The sequence below is a fragment of the Paenibacillus sp. JZ16 genome (assembly GCF_015326965.1).
Taxonomy (GTDB): domain Bacteria; phylum Bacillota; class Bacilli; order Paenibacillales; family Paenibacillaceae; genus Paenibacillus_AQ.
In genome coordinates this window covers 2,350,694-2,367,236 of record NZ_CP017659.1, presented here as the reverse complement: position 1 = coordinate 2,367,236, position 16,543 = coordinate 2,350,694, and the positions used below count along the sequence as shown (strand labels likewise).

The 16,543-nt window shown below is 51.0% G+C and carries 17 protein-coding genes and 1 pseudogene; 14 read left to right on the top strand and 4 right to left on the bottom strand.

Going from position 1 to position 16,543, the window contains the following annotated elements; all coding sequences use genetic code 11:
• Positions 1-51: 51 nt before the first annotated feature.
• Both BJP58_RS10795 and BJP58_RS10790 read left to right on the top strand, forming a co-directional pair.
• Positions 52-504, top strand: coding sequence for a DUF948 domain-containing protein (locus BJP58_RS10795; RefSeq protein WP_194543911.1), 453 nt, complete (start codon positions 52-54; stop codon positions 502-504).
• 15 nt (positions 505-519) lie between these two features.
• Positions 520-882 (top strand): YtxH domain-containing protein, encoded by a 363-nt coding sequence (locus BJP58_RS10790; protein ID WP_194543910.1) that lies wholly within the window; start codon positions 520-522, stop codon positions 880-882.
• 128 nt (positions 883-1,010) lie between these two features.
• On the opposite strand, the gene BJP58_RS10785 is transcribed toward BJP58_RS10790, so the two are convergent.
• Complete coding sequence (locus tag BJP58_RS10785) at positions 1,011-2,078, bottom strand: nitric oxide synthase oxygenase (protein WP_194544904.1); 1,068 nt, start codon at positions 2,076-2,078, stop codon at positions 1,011-1,013.
• A gap of 261 nt (positions 2,079-2,339) precedes the next feature.
• Between BJP58_RS10785 and racE the strand changes: the two genes are divergently transcribed.
• From racE to BJP58_RS10740, 9 genes and pseudogenes are all read left to right on the top strand, one after another.
• Entirely contained in the window at positions 2,340-3,146 is an 807-nt protein-coding gene (gene racE / locus BJP58_RS10780) for a glutamate racemase (protein ID WP_194543909.1), read from the top strand.
• 229 nt (positions 3,147-3,375) lie between these two features.
• The gene (locus BJP58_RS10775) at positions 3,376-4,578 is read left to right on the top strand and encodes a M14 family metallopeptidase (RefSeq protein WP_194543908.1); all 1,203 of its coding nucleotides are present in this window, start codon (positions 3,376-3,378) and stop codon (positions 4,576-4,578) included.
• Between the two features lie 164 nt (positions 4,579-4,742).
• A pseudogene (locus BJP58_RS10770) lies at positions 4,743-5,017 on the top strand (hypothetical protein).
• Positions 5,018-5,121: 104 nt separating this feature from the next.
• The gene (locus BJP58_RS10765; protein ID WP_194543907.1) at positions 5,122-5,424 is read left to right on the top strand and encodes an iron-sulfur cluster assembly accessory protein; all 303 of its coding nucleotides are present in this window, start codon (positions 5,122-5,124) and stop codon (positions 5,422-5,424) included.
• 30 nt (positions 5,425-5,454) lie between these two features.
• Positions 5,455-5,676 carry a YuzB family protein gene (locus tag BJP58_RS10760; RefSeq protein WP_076325704.1) on the top strand — a complete coding sequence of 74 codons (222 nt, stop codon included), beginning with the start codon at positions 5,455-5,457 and terminating at the stop codon, positions 5,674-5,676.
• Positions 5,677-5,809: 133 nt separating this feature from the next.
• Entirely contained in the window at positions 5,810-6,076 is a 267-nt protein-coding gene (locus BJP58_RS10755) for a hypothetical protein (RefSeq protein ID WP_194543906.1), read from the top strand.
• Between the two features lie 120 nt (positions 6,077-6,196).
• Positions 6,197-6,559, top strand: a complete 363-nt coding sequence (locus BJP58_RS10750; RefSeq protein WP_194543905.1) for a PadR family transcriptional regulator — start codon at positions 6,197-6,199, stop codon at positions 6,557-6,559.
• Positions 6,556-7,119: a hypothetical protein gene (locus BJP58_RS10745; RefSeq protein ID WP_194543904.1), complete on the top strand. Its 564-nt coding sequence runs from the start codon at positions 6,556-6,558 to the stop codon at positions 7,117-7,119. Before BJP58_RS10750 ends, BJP58_RS10745 begins: the two co-directional genes overlap by 4 nt.
• On the top strand, positions 7,116-8,576 hold the full coding sequence (locus BJP58_RS10740; protein WP_194543903.1) for a serine hydrolase domain-containing protein: 1,461 nt from the start codon (positions 7,116-7,118) through the stop codon (positions 8,574-8,576). The genes BJP58_RS10745 and BJP58_RS10740 overlap by 4 nt, the downstream gene beginning before the upstream one ends.
• A gap of 185 nt (positions 8,577-8,761) precedes the next feature.
• Here the strand turns inward: BJP58_RS10740 and BJP58_RS10735 are convergent, their stop codons facing one another.
• Positions 8,762-10,747 (bottom strand): LTA synthase family protein, encoded by a 1,986-nt coding sequence (locus tag BJP58_RS10735; RefSeq protein WP_194543901.1) that lies wholly within the window; start codon positions 10,745-10,747, stop codon positions 8,762-8,764.
• Between the two features lie 121 nt (positions 10,748-10,868).
• Positions 10,869-12,017: a THUMP domain-containing class I SAM-dependent RNA methyltransferase gene (locus BJP58_RS10730; RefSeq protein ID WP_194543900.1), complete on the bottom strand. Its 1,149-nt coding sequence runs from the start codon at positions 12,015-12,017 to the stop codon at positions 10,869-10,871.
• 162 nt (positions 12,018-12,179) lie between these two features.
• Between BJP58_RS10730 and BJP58_RS10725 the strand changes: the two genes are divergently transcribed.
• Entirely contained in the window at positions 12,180-12,815 is a 636-nt protein-coding gene (locus BJP58_RS10725) for an O-methyltransferase (RefSeq protein WP_113060359.1), read from the top strand.
• Positions 12,816-13,015: 200 nt separating this feature from the next.
• Here BJP58_RS10725 and BJP58_RS10720 read toward each other — a convergent pair whose 3' ends face one another.
• Positions 13,016-14,227, bottom strand: coding sequence for an MFS transporter (locus BJP58_RS10720; protein ID WP_098748046.1), 1,212 nt, complete (start codon positions 14,225-14,227; stop codon positions 13,016-13,018).
• Between the two features lie 237 nt (positions 14,228-14,464).
• Between BJP58_RS10720 and hemE the strand changes: the two genes are divergently transcribed.
• Positions 14,465-15,523: a uroporphyrinogen decarboxylase gene (gene hemE, locus BJP58_RS10715; protein WP_194543899.1), complete on the top strand. Its 1,059-nt coding sequence runs from the start codon at positions 14,465-14,467 to the stop codon at positions 15,521-15,523.
• Positions 15,524-15,558: 35 nt separating this feature from the next.
• On the top strand, positions 15,559-16,500 hold the full coding sequence (gene hemH / locus BJP58_RS10710; protein ID WP_194543898.1) for a ferrochelatase: 942 nt from the start codon (positions 15,559-15,561) through the stop codon (positions 16,498-16,500).
• Positions 16,501-16,543: the final 43 nt, after the last annotated feature.

Here is a 16,543-nt window from a genome sequence, read left to right as displayed (position 1 = left end):
TGCATCAAGCGACTAGGCATTCGCCCGGTCGGACGAAAGGAGGAGTTCCCCATGACAGAATGGAGTGCACTGGCTGCTGCCATCGGTATCGTTCTGATCGCGGTTGCGGCGGTGGTCATGATGGTGTCGGTTAAAAAGCTGATCGGGCGGGCCGAGACCATGCTGGGCCGGCTTGAGGAAGACAGTGCTCGATTGACACAGGAAGCCTCGCAAGTGCTGGTGCAGGCATCCGTCTCGTTAGAGATGATACAGCGTCAGCTGGCGGCAGGCGAAGCTTTTGCCGCTTCCATGTCCGATGCTGCGTCAGCGGTAGCCAAGACGGCCGATGCGGTTCATGCTGTAGGGAAAAAAGCTTCCATAACCGCCATTGAGCATCTGGAACGTGCTCGCCTCGATAATGAACGGCAGATCGGGGAGATGTTCCGGTGGGTTGATGCCGGAATGACGCTTTGGCATTCATGGAACAAGTACACCTCCAAGTCCGGCGAAGGGCAAGCCAAATAGAAGGAGAGATGGAATATGAAAGAGAAGAGCAAAGGACTCCTCTGGGGAGTATTGATCGGCAGTGTTGCAGGTTCTGTTACCGCACTTCTTCTGGCTCCAAAATCCGGCAAAGAGCTTCGGAATGACATTGCCGACGGCGCCCGCGGCATCGGCACCAAGGTGCAGGAGGCAGCAGAGAAGGTAGGAGAGCAGGGCGTCAACCTGATCGGCATCATGACGGACCGGGCGGAGAACGTGATCTCCGATATTCAGTCCTGGCGCAACCGGCAAGAAAGCTGGCTGGCGGAAGAGGAAATTGCGCAGGTTTCCTCGTTTGACGAGGATTTTGAAGAAGATGCCTATGTTCCCGCTGCTGCGGAAGTGAAGGTCAACGATTAATTCAGGATCAGATGACCGTTTCAGCACTCATTTACGAGGATAAGGATTACGCCAAAATACATGAAAGCCGGGGCGGCAAACAACCCCGGCTTTGCTGTGTATAAACTACTCGAAAGATAAAGACCAAACTACTTTTTCTTGTTCCTGTAATGAAAATTCGGCGAACGGATGTCGTTATGATAAGAGTTGTGGAAAATATGTGTTGTAGCGGGCGAGACCGGAGGAATCAGCCAACTCCAATCCCCTGTGAGCTCCCGCCCGGCCTGCTGTTCCCGCTGTTCAAACAAACCGAACTGGGATGCTGCCGAATGATGGTCCACGATGCTGACGCCAGCTTTTTTATAGGAATAGAGTACGGCAGCATTGAGCTCGACCAACGCGCGATCTCTCCATAAGGTCGTTTCGCTGGAAGTATCCTGTCCCATCAGCTTGGCAATAAGCGGAAGCTTGTTGTAGCGCCCTTCGTCTGCAAGGTTACGGGCTCCGATCTCGGTTCCCATATACCAGCCGTTGAACGGCGCGGCCGTATACATAATGCCGCCGATTTCAAGCAGCATGTCCGAGATGAGAGGCACCCCATACCATTTTACTCCTTCCGCTTTCAGAGCAGGAAGTTCGGGATGCTCCAAGGGGACCTCCAGCACGTGGGATTTCGGTATCGGAAGCCATTCCGGAGGCTCATTCCCCTGCTGCACAACCAGTGGCAGCACATCATAGTCGGTCAAGTCTCCCCGCCATCCCAGATCCATGCATTCCTTCGTGAAGGAGAGGGAAGCCGGGTCGCCAACCGTCCCGTCTGGCGTTTCGTAACCCGCATACCGAATCAATTGGTGGTTTTTGATCATCAATGGGGCCTCCCCTGGACGTGCAGCCCTGAAAATCGTAATCGTAGGCATGATTTTTCCGCCATTGGTGGCAATCTCGATATGATGAAGGAGTGCTGAGAAAATGTCAGAGGTCTCGGTTAAGTGCCTGGCATCGACTACCTTTAGGCGATCCCAAAACAGTCTGCCGATACAGCGGTTGCTGTTTCTCCAAGCCATTTTGGCCCCATGCGATAGTTCCTCAAGCGTATGCTCATATGTACCTGTCAGCTTGATCTGTGAGCGGATGTCCATGAGCCGGGCCTCGGCTTCTTCCGGGGTACGGTTTAATTCTGCATAACAAAGCTCGATAAACTGCTTCGCAGCTTCCATAAGGTCGGTATGATGTATGTTGTCCTTCACGTGAAATTCTCCTTTGCTATACGCGCGCTTACTATAGTATAAACTACCTACGGTCAGCGACTGGCGCGAGAGTCCTACAATTGCTTGAACAAATTACCAGCCGTCTATTGCAGCAGCGATCTTGTTGAAGATAGGGGGGAATTGGGGTAAGATTTAAGGTACATTTCGATCCGAAATGACATATGGTATCACTGTAAACCATGAATTTGACAAGAAGGAAGCGGTGGGTTCGTGCAGCAAGCAATCGCAATACTAGACTCGGGTGTCGGCGGGCTGACTGTCGCTAAAGAAGTGATGAGACAGCTCCCGAGAGAGAAAATTATTTACTTCGGAGATACAGCCCGCGCACCCTACGGACCCCGTACGCCGGAAGAAGTCCGTTTATTTACGGAGCAAATTGTAGATTATTTAATTCAGTATGATCCTAAAATGATTGTGATCGCCTGTAATACGGCTACGGCGGCGGCGCTTGATTATATTTCGTCCAAAGTTCCTGTACCCGTCATCGGTGTCATTCACCCAGGGGCGCGTGCCGCCATAAGCGCAACGAAGACCGGTAACGTCGGCGTGATCGGTACAGTCGGAACCATTGGCAGCGGAGCATACACAGCGGCTCTGAAACAGCTCTCGCCTTACGTCGAGGTAGAAAGCCAAGCCTGTCCCGAACTGGTGCCGCTCGTCGAACACGGATTGTTCCGATCCAAGGATGCTTTACAGGTGGTACAAGAATCCTTGAGGGGCATCAAGGATACCTCCATTGATTGTCTGATCCTGGGGTGTACTCACTATCCGTTCCTGATGAATACGATCCAAACGGTCATGGGGCCGTCGGTGAAACTGATCAGCTCCGCCGATGAAACAGCTCGCGAGGTCAGCACGATCCTGTACGATAAAGGCCAGCTTGCGAGCAGCATGGAGAGCCCGGTGCATCAATTCTTCTGTACAGGAGATCCGGTTATTTTTCAGAGCATCGCGACCGAATGGCTCGGAGATCATATCAAGCGGACACCTGTTGTCTGGCAAATTACAAGGCTATAATTCACCTTCATACTAAGAGCTAATCCAGAATGAATAAGAGCAGAAAACGCAGGCAGGACAAGGAATAAGACCTTGTCCTGCCTTTATTATTTTCAGTGCTCAGTTTAGAAAATGAGCGGGATATGGCGCATTTTTCGATCTTTTGCATCATACATGTTGGACAAGCGGCTGCTCATATACATGGAATGGACGCTAATTGAAGCGGCTTTGCCGCGGAAAGGAATCCAATATGCAGCAATATGTCGTACAGAAAGGCGATACGCTAAGACGCGTGGCTGCCAGATATAGTCTGGCGTATGAACAGCTGATTACGGCGAATCCATGGGCGGCACAGCAGCCGTATCTCCAGCAGGGGCAAATGCTCTATCTTCCTGCATCGCTGCGCCGAAGGTATGTCATCCAGGAACATGATACCTTTGATAGTATTGCCAATACGTTCCGGTTTCGGAAGGAAGCATTGGAAGAACTGAATCCCGGGTTATCGGCTCATCATCTGCCGCAGGGGAAAACGATCGTTCTGCCGGGCACCACGCCTAGACGCATGATACGATTAACCGGCGAATACGGACCGGGGGATCTGGAACGCGATATACAAGAGATGCAGCTGCGTTACCCTGTTATCGAGTGGAGTGTCATCGGCCGAAGTGTGCTCGGCAAACCGCTATATGCGGCCAAAATCGGTAAAGGCCCCAAGAACCTGCATATCAATGCAGCACTTCATGCCAATGAATGGATCACAACCCCGTGTCTGATGCGATTCATGGAGGAGTACGGCAGGGCATTATCGCAAGAGTCACCGGTTTATTTTCAGGAGCCGGATGACTGGTACCGGAACTATACGTTATGGGTTGTGCCGATGGCTAACCCGGACGGGGTAGAGCTTGTACAAGAAGGAGTCACTCCTTCGCATCCCTATTATGAACGTCTGCTCGAGTGGAATGGCGGACGCGAGGATTTTAGGCGCTGGAAGGCTAATATAAACGGCGTGGATTTGGGTGACCAGTTCCCTGCACATTGGCATGAGGAAGTCGCACGAAGGGGTAAAATCCGTCCGTCTCCGCAGGATTATGCGGGGACTAAGCCGTTAAGCGAGCCGGAAGCCGAAGCTGTCTATCAGCATACATTATCGACATCTCCGGAACGGGCCATTTCCCTTCACAGCCAAGGGCGGGAAATCTACTGGAATTACAGGGACTACGAACCTCCGGAGAGTGAGGACATGGCCAGAAGATTAGGTCAGGCCAGCGGTTACAGGCCGGTGAAGCTGCAGGGTAGTGATGCGGGATATAAAGATTGGTATATTCAGCATTACCGGAGGCCGGGCTTTACCGTGGAGATTGGTTATGGGATGAATCCGCTGCCGCTTGAGGATTTCGAGGATTTGTGCGTCGAGGTGGGATCCATTCTAGCTGCGTTTATGTCTTTGAAATAGGATATATATTATGAAACGATAAGTTCTATTCAACGTAAAAATAGAAGAATACGGCCGCTGCTTTTACGGATTACAAGGCAGTGGCCTATTTTCGTGCTTTAATTGCTGCAACCCTGTTAATTGGGTAATGATATAGACATGCTGCCTGGAATGGAGGGAACAATATGAAGTGGAGAAGATTGTGGTCGCTTCGGCGCTGGTCGCACGTATTCCAGCGGATATTCGGTTATTTAACCTCTTCCCGGGTTACACTCGGGACAAGCTGTTATTTCTGGTTCCGGTTGTGCTGTACTGGGTGCTGCCGGACTTTATGCCTTTGCTGCCGATCGACGATATCGGATTCACGATGCTGCTGATGAATTGGTTCGTATCCCGCGTCGAGCGGAAATATCCAGGTGTGCTCGGTGAAAATCAAGGCCCCGCCAAGCGCGTACGGTAAACGAGCTTTTCGGATGTAACAATACGGACAGGACCCTTGCGAAAAAACCGGCAGGGGTCTACAATAACATATTGAATGAAACATCCGTGAGGAGATGAATATACGTGAAATGTAAAATTACCCGTAATGCCGCCAAGGTGTTAAAGAGAGAGCTGGACAAGGAAGAGAACAAGGACAAGAAAATTCGCGTACTGGTAACCCATGCGCATGGTGATCATGCCCACTACGGTCTGGATCTGGATACGCCGAAGGAAAATGATGTCATCGTATCCACAGATAAAGAGATCGACGTCATATTGGAAGCGGGACAACCTTTCCTGGACGGCGTCAAAATCGACTATCTTTATTTCCCTCAGGAAGGCTTTGTCATTACGAATCCGTCCCAGGGCAATCACGGCGACCACTAGGTTACTTCAGAATAAAGAAGGTAATGTACAATGGCTAATGATATTCGCGTCTGCGAGAAGTGCAGACATACGAAGTTAAAGACAATGATCCCGAAAATTAAGAAAATGGTACCGGATGCCGACATTAAGATCGGCTGCAAATCCTATTGCGGTCCTTGCGGCAAACGCGCCTTCATGTATATCAATGGCCGTTATGTCAGCGCGCCTACAGAGGATGAAGTGCTGGCAAAGGCGCTGCCGTTTGTGAAATAACAAACAACTGGCTGTGTGTTACTTCAGAATCGAAGTTTCGCGGAAAATTCCCATGCTTCGGGTATAGTTCCTGGCTCAGCCATCCATGCTAAGGGGGCAGCAGGAACAACAACTTTAGAAGGGAGCATCCGTCATGAACAGTCACGATTCCAGTCTTCATTCCAACAGCCCAAGCAACAGTGCGCTAGATTCCGTGGAGAAGCTGCACCGTGCCGTATCCTCGGCAATGTCCCACCCGACGGAACAGCTGATTCAGCAAGCGGAGAATTCGTTATCCCATACGGAGCAAGCAGTCGCCCAAGTGATTGAGCAGGGGAACGCAAACGCCGTGGAATTGGCGGAAGAGTTGTTAGGCGAAGAGAAGGAACGTCTGTCCAAGCTTCGTTCAGCTAAAAAGTAGTTTATGATCCTGTGCAGTCCGTTCAATAGCTTTCGAGCTAATGAACGGGCTTTTTTTAATTTATATACGCATTTGAATTATATACTTGATTCCGATATATAATTCTGTTAAATTGTTGTCATGGATAGAACAAGTTTAATAAAAGGGCATTTGGAGATGTGCGTATTGGCCATTCTGAGTCATGGCAAGAGTTATGGTTACGAGATCATGAAGGAGCTGGAGAAACACCGACTGAAATTGAAGGGAGTTGGAAGCATCTATCCCATCCTGTCCAAGCTGAAAGATCAGGGATGGGTGACGGATACGAGGGAGCTTAGCGAGAGCGGCAAAGCCAGAGTGTATTACGAAATAACGCCAAGCGGAGATTTGTTTCTGGATAAGAAAATCCAGGAGTGGCAGGAGCTGCAGCAGGATATTCGATCATTGCTTTCATCGAATGTACAGCGAATGGCAGATGGCGTGGAACAGGAGAGCCAGAGATGATGACATTATCCTATGAAGAAGAACAATTTGTCGCGGACGTTCGCCGCGAGTTGATACGGTACGAAATGACGTCAAACCAGGTGGAAGCCGTTGTCGAACAGATCCTGGAACATTTGGAGGCAAGCCGGGAGCACGGGGAGTATGGTCTTGAAGATCTGGGCTCACCCGATATGTATGTCAGGGATTATGCAGAGGTGCAAGGTTTGGTTAGAGTGCAAGACGCCATGGATCTCGAGTCTGTTCCTGAAGAACCTCCGGGGCAGCGCAGCGGGCGGCTGGGCGTATGGGGCTTTCTGAAATATTCGCTGGTTTTTGCGGCCGTCTATATCATATGTCAGCTGTTATTTTCCTTCGCATTAACGACGGCATGGGTGAAGGGGTATGAGATAATCGGCTTCAATCTGCTGTACCGAATATCCGATCAGACGTGGTGGAATATGATGTTGATCGTATTTAGCCTTTCGATTTCGGCGCTCGTTACAATTCTGACCCATGTCTTCGGTAAAAGAAGAAAACATAGAGATCTCCTCCCGTTTACAGAAGGAGGAAACGTATTGTGAGAAAGAAGTGGACGTATGTCGTATTAACCGTACTGGCTTTCGTGCTTCCGACATGGGGGAATATTGTTGAAGCAGAAGAAGTCATGGCTGATAAGGTTGACCTCTACATGAAAGCGGCGATGGAGGAATATCAAATTCCGGGTCTTTCCGCTGCCATCGTGCAGGATGGGGACATCGTGTTTACGAACAGTTATGGTGTTACAGCAGAGGGCAGTACGGTCAGCTCCAAAACTCCATTTTTACTCGGATCTCTCTCCAAATCCATGACGGCGTTAGGGATTGTCCAGCTTGTCGAGTCGGGCCAGGTCGAATTGGATGAATCCGTTGGGACCTATTTGCCGTGGTTTGCAGCCGAAGCGTCTTCTGAGGTATCGTCAATAACGATAAGGCAATTGCTGGCTCAGACGAGCGGATATAGTACATATACGGGCTTGGCGTATTCCGATGTGGGTGCGAAGGATGCTTCAGCCCTGAAAGAGAATGTGCGCCATCTCTCCAACACGAAGCTTAACAGTCCACCAGGGGAACAACATCAATACAGCAACGCCAATTACATGATTCTGGGAGCTGTTCTGGAGGAGGTGTCGGGTCAATCCTATGCCGATTATATGGAGCAGCATGTGTTTGGCCCGCTGGGCATGAGTACGGCTGCAGCCGATCAGGAGCGGGCGGTTCAAACCGGATTTGAACATGGGTATCAATCATGGTTCGGCTATCCGCGAGTGAGCAGCGTCCCCTATGACAACAGCGGTGCTTCTTATGGTTATATCTCGGCGAGTATCGATGATATGGCGCGGTATCTCCAATTTTTGCTCCAAGATAATGACATGTTGGTTAGTCGGGAATACAAGGAGCTGCTCCTGTCGCCTTTAGTTCAGCATCGACCGGATCGTGCCTATGGTTTTGGCTGGAGAATAAGCGAGACGGAACAAGGCGAGAGAATGGTATGGCACTCCGGATCAACACCGGAAGCACGGGCGGAAATCTTCTTCGTCCCGGAACGGGGCGTAGGGGCCGTTATTTTAACCAACAAGGACCACATTCTGGAGGAAGCCAGATTGATTCAGGTCTCCAAGGATTTGAGAGGGATATTAGACGGACAAGACCCGAAACCGCCTTCCGCTGGAATCCATCCGGTGATTTGGGGATTGGCGGTAACTTTGATCATTCTGCTCGCTATCGTGATATGGATGCTGCTAAGAATGCAGAAACGCAGCTTGAAGTTATATCTCACGCTTCCGCTGAGTTTGTTTCTCTTTGCGGTTTCAGCCGGCATCATTCCGCTCTTCACGCGGCTGACAAGCTCCCCTTGGAATTCCATACGACTTTTTGCACCGGACATTGCCTATATGACGCTGGGGATTGCAGCTAGCCTGGCATTGATGGGGCTTGTGCTGATGTACGGAACGCTTGTCAGCCGTAGGAAACATCTTGATTCGATTACCCGGCGCGCTTGATATGAAATGCAATCAGTAAAAAGATGCCCCCCATTAATCCAGCTTGGGTGTGTGTTCGGACATTGCCTAGCCCCAAAAAACAAACCAGGCCGATGAGTGAGATCAGCCTGGTTTGTTTCGTTTAGCAGCCTCATTCAACAGCAGTGAGAGGCTAAAATATTGAAATTTACTAACGTTAGGCGCGGTTATCGAGTATTCGCTTCACCTTCTGCTTTATATAACTTCAGCAGGTCATACGTGATCACTTGATCGGAAATCCGCAGCTGCTTCTGTGTCTCATCATATCCGTCACGGCATGCCTGGATGTCAGTTGGCTGACGTGTCGTCAGATCGTAACAGGTTCCACCTTCAAGCCCGGCCGTCTCGGTGGGCAGGTAGAATACCTTCTCATCGGAAAAAGCGCCGCTGCGCAGCGGAATCAGGCGAGGTTTATCATCAAACAGATGGCTGCCGATCCAGTAATACGGCTCATCCGATACACCGAGCAGATGAAGGATGCTCGGCGTCACGTTCATCATGCCGGCGGCCTCCGGGTAAACTCCGGCATGCCCTCCATCAGGCAGGCGGATGAGGAGGGGAACCTGGTTCATGATTTGCTCCATGTCGAGTGCATTCAGGTCTCGTCCCAGGAATTTCTCATAGTCCGCTTTTTCCTTGATAGAATTGTCGTGATCCCCATAGATAAGCAATATGGTGTTATCCCACAACCCTTGTTGTTTCATCTGCTCGACGAACTGGCCGAATGCTTCGTCGACATAGTGGATCGACTGCAGATAGTTCCCGAATATCGAGCCTTCGAAAGCCCCCGTATCCAGCTTCGCAGCATCCTTGGGGACATAATACGGATGATGGCTCGTTAACGTAATGAGGAAGGAATAGAAGGGCTGTTTGATGCCTTTCATCTCATCCAGCGATTGCGCGAAAAACGCTTTGTCGCTTAATGACCATCCCTGCACATCGTTCATTTCAAAATCCTTCTTGCTGTAAAAACGGTCGTAATTCATTTCCCGGTACATCGTGGTACGGTTCCAGAAGCTGCTGTCATAGGCATGGAATACGTTTGTTCCATACCCCTGTTCTTTCAGAATCTCCGGAAGGGTGTCGTACTCGCGGTCAGCATATCGCGTGAATACGGAACCTGTGGGGAGCGGAAGCAAGGAGCTGTGCGTGACAAAGTCCGCATCGGACGTTCGCCCTTGACCGGTTTGATGATAGAAATTGCTGAAATACATACTGTCCTTCATCAATCGGTTGAAGTTAGGGGTAATTTCCTGACCCTCGATCGACTGGCCGATGACAAAATTCATAAAGGCCTCCGTCTGAATCATGATGACATTGCTGCCTTTATACGTGCCGAACAAGGCGCCCGTATCAGACGGCTCCATACCCTTGGCATCAAACCATGTCTTGACCTGGTTGACCTCTTCCTCTGCCAGCTTGGGCTGCCCCACGAGATGATCTCGTCCATAACGGTAGATATCATATCCGTGAAAGCCGATCAGTCCCGTCACATTATACAGCGTAATATTCCACCAATTGCCTTCAAAGAGGCCTACGGCCCATGTATTGGACGCTTTCTTGATCGGAACGAAAGTCATGATCATGCCCAGGATGAACACAAGCGTGCCTGTAACCAACCGGCGAATGATCCGGTTCCGCCGATGCTGGCGATATTCACCCGGGAGTGCATAGGTTTCCAAGGTGGTTCTCCGTTTGCGGAATACCATCACGGCGGTAAACGGGACAATAATAAGCCAATCGATGAAAAAGAACAGATCGTACGCATGTATCAGGGAACGTATGCTATCCCCGAGGGAACCGACTTGTCCGGCCTGCATAAGCACCGGCACGGTTATGAAATCATCGAAGTAGCGGTAATAGATCAAATCGGCGTACAGGATCCCCGTCCATAAGAGATTTAATAAAGTTAAAGCTGCAAGTCGGCCTCTTGGCGGAAGCCACAAGGTCCAGAAGGAGATCAGCAGGAGCGAGCCGACAGCGATCACATAGTCTGCCTGATCCAGCTTCATGTTGGTAATATGGAGATGATGATCAAGCATGATCAGCTTGTACATCATGAGGATAAGGAATAATAAATATGCGGTGTACCGGTAATGCAGCCCTTTGGAGACCCGGCTTCGGATATCGCTCCATGATGGGGATGAGAGCACGTGGGTATCCTCCTTTTTTTGAAAAACATCCTTTAATCGCAGTCTTCTTATTATAGCTTGGCCCGGATGACCGAGCAAAAAACGCCGCCCAAGGGCGGCGTTTGCAAGAAACGTCATTTCGTTATTCCGCCGATTTGTTACGCGGCGGCAAGGGGCCCAGGTATTGATAATACTGGCATTCGATCCGGCCATTGAACAGCTTGCGCCGCTTGTCTGCCTTGCGTCCGAAGTAATGCTCAAACTGCTTGGTCGGGCTGAGCGCGAAGAAGGACCAGGTCGGAAGTGAATGCGTTACGGATCCGAGCTGGCGAATGAGGCGCTCAACCTCCTCTTTCTCGCTTAACCGCTCGCCATATGGCGGGTTGGTGATGATACAGCCGAATTCGCCCTCAGGGATGGCTTTGGCTGCAGGGAGAACCCTAAAGTCGATTTCGCCGGCAAGTCCCGCACTTTTGGCGGCGGCCTTGGCTACTTCGATCGCTTTCGGGTCGATATCGCTTCCGGCGATATGCAGCGGAATATCGTCCTTCACAGCGTCAAAAGCTTCCTCGCGCGCATCCTCCCAGAGGTTGTCCCCGATAATATCCCAATGCTCGGACGGGAACGAGCGGCGCAGGCCGGGCGCAATATTCCAGGCCATCATCGCGGCTTCGATCAGAATGGTCCCCGAACCGCAGCACGGGTCATACAGCGGACGATGCGGGCCCCAGCGGCTTAATTGCAGCAGTGCGGAAGCCATGGTTTCCTTCAATGGAGCTTCCGTAACCAGCTTGCGGTAGCCTCGTTTATGAAGGGCTGGTCCTGTGGTATCAAGGGTCAGTATGGCTCGATCCTTCAAGAGCGAAACCTCGATTACATATCGGGGGCCGTCTTCGGGGAACCATTCCGTACGGTGCGAGAGCTTCAGCTTCTCCACGATTGCTTTTTTTACGATGCCCTGACAGGCGGGAACGCTGCTAAGCTGCGATTTATGGGAGCGCCCTTCCACAGGGAATTCGCCATCCGCCGGGATCCAATCTTCCCATGGAAGAGCTTTGGTTCCTTCAAAGAGCTCGTCGAAGGTAAAGGCATTAAATTCCCCCATCTTGACGAGAATACGGTCCGAAGTCCGGAGCCACAGATTGCAGCGGCAAATATCGATCAGGTCACCTGTAAAGGTCACTCTACCATTCTCTACTTCCATGTCGGTGTACCCGAGCTCTTTCAACTCGCGGGCAACGACGGCTTCCAGCCCCATCGGGGCCGTCGCGATCAATTGTAATCGAGGCATTAACGATGTCAACTCCATTTAACATGTGTACGGCGATAGTCGCCGCCGGTTCAATCTATATAGTATAGGCGATTGCATTGACTAAGACAATTATCATATGATAGTTCTCGTTAGGTTTAGCGGGATACTACGTGTCTTATTAAGATAAAGGAGGCGGCTTCATTGCTTACGACCCCTGATGATTATGTTAACCAATTATACCCTGAAGATGAAGAGCTTCAGTTCGTGATAGAGGCCATTCGCGAGCATGGGATGCCGGAGGTGTCGGTGGCACCGGCATATGGCCGATTGCTGACCATGCTGGTACAGACAGCCGGCGCCAGGAATATTCTCGAAATCGGCGCCCTTGGCGGCTATAGCGGGATCTGTCTATGCCGAGGGCTTCCTGCGGACGGCAAGCTCACCTCCCTTGAGCTTAAGGAAGAATACGCGCAGCTTGCAGGCAGGCATCTGGAGAAGGCCGGATTCAAGGATCGGGTGGAGTACCGGATCGGTCCGGCTGCGGACAGTTTGGCAGCGTTGAAGCAGGAAGGACGAACCTTCGATTTTTTCTTTATTGATGCGGATAAGGAGAACTATCCCCTTTACTTGGATTATGCTTTGGAGCTAGCGAATCCGGGTGCCCTTATTGCCGGGGATAACTGTTTCTTGCGCGGCAGAACGCTGAACTCGGACAAGAACGGTCCTTCGGTTCAAGCGGTACGCCGGTTTAATGAAGTCATTGCGACGGACAAGAGGCTGGTCAGCACACTGCTGCCTGCTTATGACGGGCTGATCCTTGCACGCGTTAAAGGATGAATCAACCAATAGCGAGCTGTGCTGGACGATAAGATAACCATTGGAAGGAGTGCAGCCATTGGGCTGTCGACTGGAAGTCAGATTTGGGCGAGTGGTATGAATAACAGAACAAGGGGCTGTCCTTGGGTCGATGCAGACCACGGGACAGCCCCTTGTTGTTTGGAGACAAGCTCAAGCTATAGATGACAGACTCCGGGGGATCAACGATATTTGGGCGAAGGCTTTTGCGAGAACAGCTTTCTTCTCACCCACATCATATTGATGATCAACAGACAGCCGGAAGTAATAAACAATCCTTCGATGCCGATGAAGCCGGATAAGAATCCGCCGATCACCGCCCCCAGCATGTTGCCAAGCGCTAGCGAGCTTGTATTGAAGCCGAAGGAGCGGCTTTCCATGCCGTCCGGCGTGTATGAGCGAATCAGCGCGTTGACGCTTGGCAGCAGCCCGCCCATGAAGACGCCCATCATGAACCGTACGATAATCAACTGCCATACCGATTGAACAAAAGCTTGCGGGATCAGCGTAAGTCCCGTACCGATCAAGGCGTAGGTCAAGATGCGGTGCGCGCCGACCTTGTCGCTGAGCTTGCCGAGAATCGGGGAAGCGATCATGTTCGACAGCCCCGTTACCGCCACAACGAACCCGGCCCATATCGCAATATCCACCGCTGTTCCATGAAGCTTCTGAACGTACAGCGGAAGCAGCGCCATGGGACTGATCATGGCGAATTGCAGCAGGAACGTGACGGCGAATAACGCCGGCAGCTGCGGAATATGGCTCAGCTCCTTGAGCCCGGCTATAACCGAAGGCTGCGGCGCCTTGGCCGCCTGCTCGCGGTTGAAATTTTCCTTGACGAGGAACAAGGCAAGCATCGAAGCGGCAAAAATCAATCCGCCCGTGATATAGAAGATTGGCCGGAATCCGACCCAGCTTGCCATGAGTCCGCCGATCAACGGACCAAGAATCGTGCCTGCAACTTGTCCGGACTGCATGATGCCCATCGCAAATCCCATTCGATTCTTGGGCGTTGTACCCGATACGAGCGATATCGCCGCAGGGTTAAATCCCGATATGGTACCGTTCAGCAGACGCAGAACCAGCAGATGCCATGGATGGGTAGCAAAGCCCATGCACGCAATGACCAGCGCCATGCCGAAGCCGGAGCGCAGCAGCATGATTTTGCGTCCGTATTTGTCTGCGACCTTTCCCCAGATCGGTTGAAAAATGAATGATGTCAGGAAGTTGGCAGCGAATATTAATCCTGCCCATAGTCCTATTTCCCGATCTCCCACGACATTCAGGTCTTGCGCCAGATATAACGTCAGGAACGGGGTGATCATGGTCATCCCGGAGTTGACCAAAAACTGTCCGAACCAAAGCACAATGAGATTGATTTTCCAATTGGTCAATGTGCCCTTCACTTCCTTTCTAAGCTGTCGAGCCCGAAATAACCGGGCGAATTGTGGAACTACCCTAAAAATGCCGTTCTTCCAGTATAACATATTTAAAAAGTGCCAAATGCTAACAATGTCATAAGATTGTCATGCGATTTTCATAGGATGTCCATGTAAGACGGTTGTTACTTACTTTTAAAAAGGGCATAATGAAATTTAGGAAACTTTATACACATTGATGGGGGCCTAATCATGACCTATAACGATCAATTCATTCGCGCTTGCCGCAAGCAGGAAGTGAACCACGTTCCTGTATGGTATATGCGTCAAGCGGGACGCTACGACCCGGAGTACCGAAAGATTAAAGAAAAGTACTCCTTACTGGAAATATGCAGTCAACCGGAGCTGGCGGCAGAGGTAACCTTGATGCCCGTACGGAAGCTTGGTGTGGACGCGGCTATTTTATATTCCGATATTATGAATCCCGTTGCCTCGATCGGGGTAGACTTCGATATTGTGAAAAATATCGGCCCGGTGATTGATAATCCGATCCGATCTGCGGCGGATGTAGAGAAACTGCGCCCGATCGATGTCGAGGGGGATCTTGGACATGTCCTGGAGACCATCCGGATCCTGGATAAGGAGCTGGAAGTGCCGCTAATCACATTTGCGGGCGCTCCGTTCACGATTGCCAGCTATCTCATCGAAGGAAGACCATCCAAAAATTATCTTCGCACGAAAGAACTCATGTACAGTGAGCCGAAGGTATGGTTCTCGCTGATGGACAAGCTCGGGGATATGGTGATCGCTTATCTGCGCGCCCACGTCGCTAACGGCGGGAAAGCGTTTCAATTGTTTGACAGCTGGGTGGGGGCTTTGTCTCCACAGGATTTCCAAACGTATGTCCTTCCAACCATTAAGCGTATTTTTGCAGAGCTTCAGGACCTGAGTGTTCCGAAAATTTATTTTCCAGGCGTGAGCTCAGGTGAGCTGCTGCCTACGCTTACCGATCTGAGAACGGATGTCATCGGTCTCGATTGGAGAGTGTCCATTGCAGAAGGACGCCGCCGTTTAGAGCATAAGTATGCTGTTCAGGGCAATCTGGACCCGACCGTACTGACCGGACCGATGCCGGTCATCCAGCAGTATGCGAAAGAGATTATCGATCAGGGGATTCAGGAGCCCGGCTTTGTGTTTAATCTAGGGCACGGTTTATTCCCGGAGGCTTCGCTGGAGAAACTTCGTGAGTTGACATCGTATATTCACGAATACTCCGCTCAGGCACTGCAGGCAGGTGCACAACGCTCTTAAATGTTGAATATTTTATTAGTCAGAGGTGAGATGGTATGAAGAACAAGATTGGCGTGTTGGTTATGTCCTACGGCACACCGGAGAGCATGGAAGGAATCGAGAGTTATTATACCCATATCCGTCGCGGGAATAAGCCGTCGGAGGAGCAACTTAAGGAGCTTACTGACCGCTATGAGGCGATTGTGGGAGGTGTGTTTCCACTCCGGGAGAATACGGACCGACAGGTACGCACGCTGCAGGATACATTGAATGCGGATCCTCGCGCGATCGATCTTGAGTTTGTATGCTATCAGGGACTGAAGCACGCTGCCCCATACATCGAAGATGGCGTTGAGCAAATGGTGCGGGACGGCATTAAGGAAGCGGTCGGCATTGTGCTGGCTCCTCATTACTCCACGATGAGCATCGGATCCTACGTGAAGCGCGCTCAAGCCAAAGCGGATGAGTTGGGACTTCAGATCTCGTTTGTTGAAAGCTATCACATGCATCCGAAACTGATCGAGGCCTTTGCGGACCGGGTGTCCGCCAAGCTGAACCAGTTCGAGGAAGCAGGGGCTGACCGTGACAGCGTGAGAGTGCTGTTTAGTGCTCACAGCCTCCCGGAACGCATCTTGTCCATCGGAGATCCTTATCAGGATCAGCTCCTTGAGACATCCAAAGCCGTAGCCGAACAGGCAGGCGTCAAGCAGTGGCAGTTCACATGGCAAAGTGCTGGCCGGACGGCGGAGCCTTGGCTCGGTCCGGACATACTGGATACGCTGCAAACGCTGAATAAAGAAGAGCAGGTCGAGGATGTGCTGGTTGCGCCGGTCGGTTTTGTCTCGGATCATCTTGAGGTTCTGTACGATCTGGATATTGAAGCCAAAAGCATTGCCAAGGAAATGGATATGCGGCTTGAGCGCATCGACTCCTTGAACAGCGATCCGCTATACATGGAAGCGCTCAGCGATTCCGTGATCACCTTGATCGGTCTGTAAATATCCGTTATTACCGGAAATTCGAATAGAATGCTTAGATATG

Excerpts from the sequence above, each read along its gene's own strand:
- BJP58_RS10795 (WP_194543911.1), top strand. The coding sequence starts at position 52 with ATGACAGAATGGAGTGCACTGGCTGCTGCCATCGGTATCGTTCTGATC.
- BJP58_RS10790 (WP_194543910.1), top strand. The coding sequence starts at position 520 with ATGAAAGAGAAGAGCAAAGGACTCCTCTGGGGAGTATTGATCGGCAGT.
- BJP58_RS10785 (WP_194544904.1), bottom strand. The coding sequence starts at position 2,078 with ATGGAAGCTGCGAAGCAGTTTATCGAGCTTTGTTATGCAGAATTAAAC.
- BJP58_RS10775 (WP_194543908.1), top strand. The coding sequence starts at position 3,376 with ATGCAGCAATATGTCGTACAGAAAGGCGATACGCTAAGACGCGTGGCT.
- BJP58_RS10760 (WP_076325704.1), top strand. The coding sequence starts at position 5,455 with ATGGCTAATGATATTCGCGTCTGCGAGAAGTGCAGACATACGAAGTTA.
- BJP58_RS10755 (WP_194543906.1), top strand. The coding sequence starts at position 5,810 with ATGAACAGTCACGATTCCAGTCTTCATTCCAACAGCCCAAGCAACAGT.
- BJP58_RS10750 (WP_194543905.1), top strand. The coding sequence starts at position 6,197 with ATGGATAGAACAAGTTTAATAAAAGGGCATTTGGAGATGTGCGTATTG.
- BJP58_RS10745 (WP_194543904.1), top strand. The coding sequence starts at position 6,556 with ATGATGACATTATCCTATGAAGAAGAACAATTTGTCGCGGACGTTCGC.
- BJP58_RS10730 (WP_194543900.1), bottom strand. The coding sequence starts at position 12,017 with ATGCCTCGATTACAATTGATCGCGACGGCCCCGATGGGGCTGGAAGCC.
- hemE (WP_194543899.1), top strand. The coding sequence starts at position 14,465 with ATGACCTATAACGATCAATTCATTCGCGCTTGCCGCAAGCAGGAAGTG.
- hemH (WP_194543898.1), top strand. The coding sequence starts at position 15,559 with ATGAAGAACAAGATTGGCGTGTTGGTTATGTCCTACGGCACACCGGAG.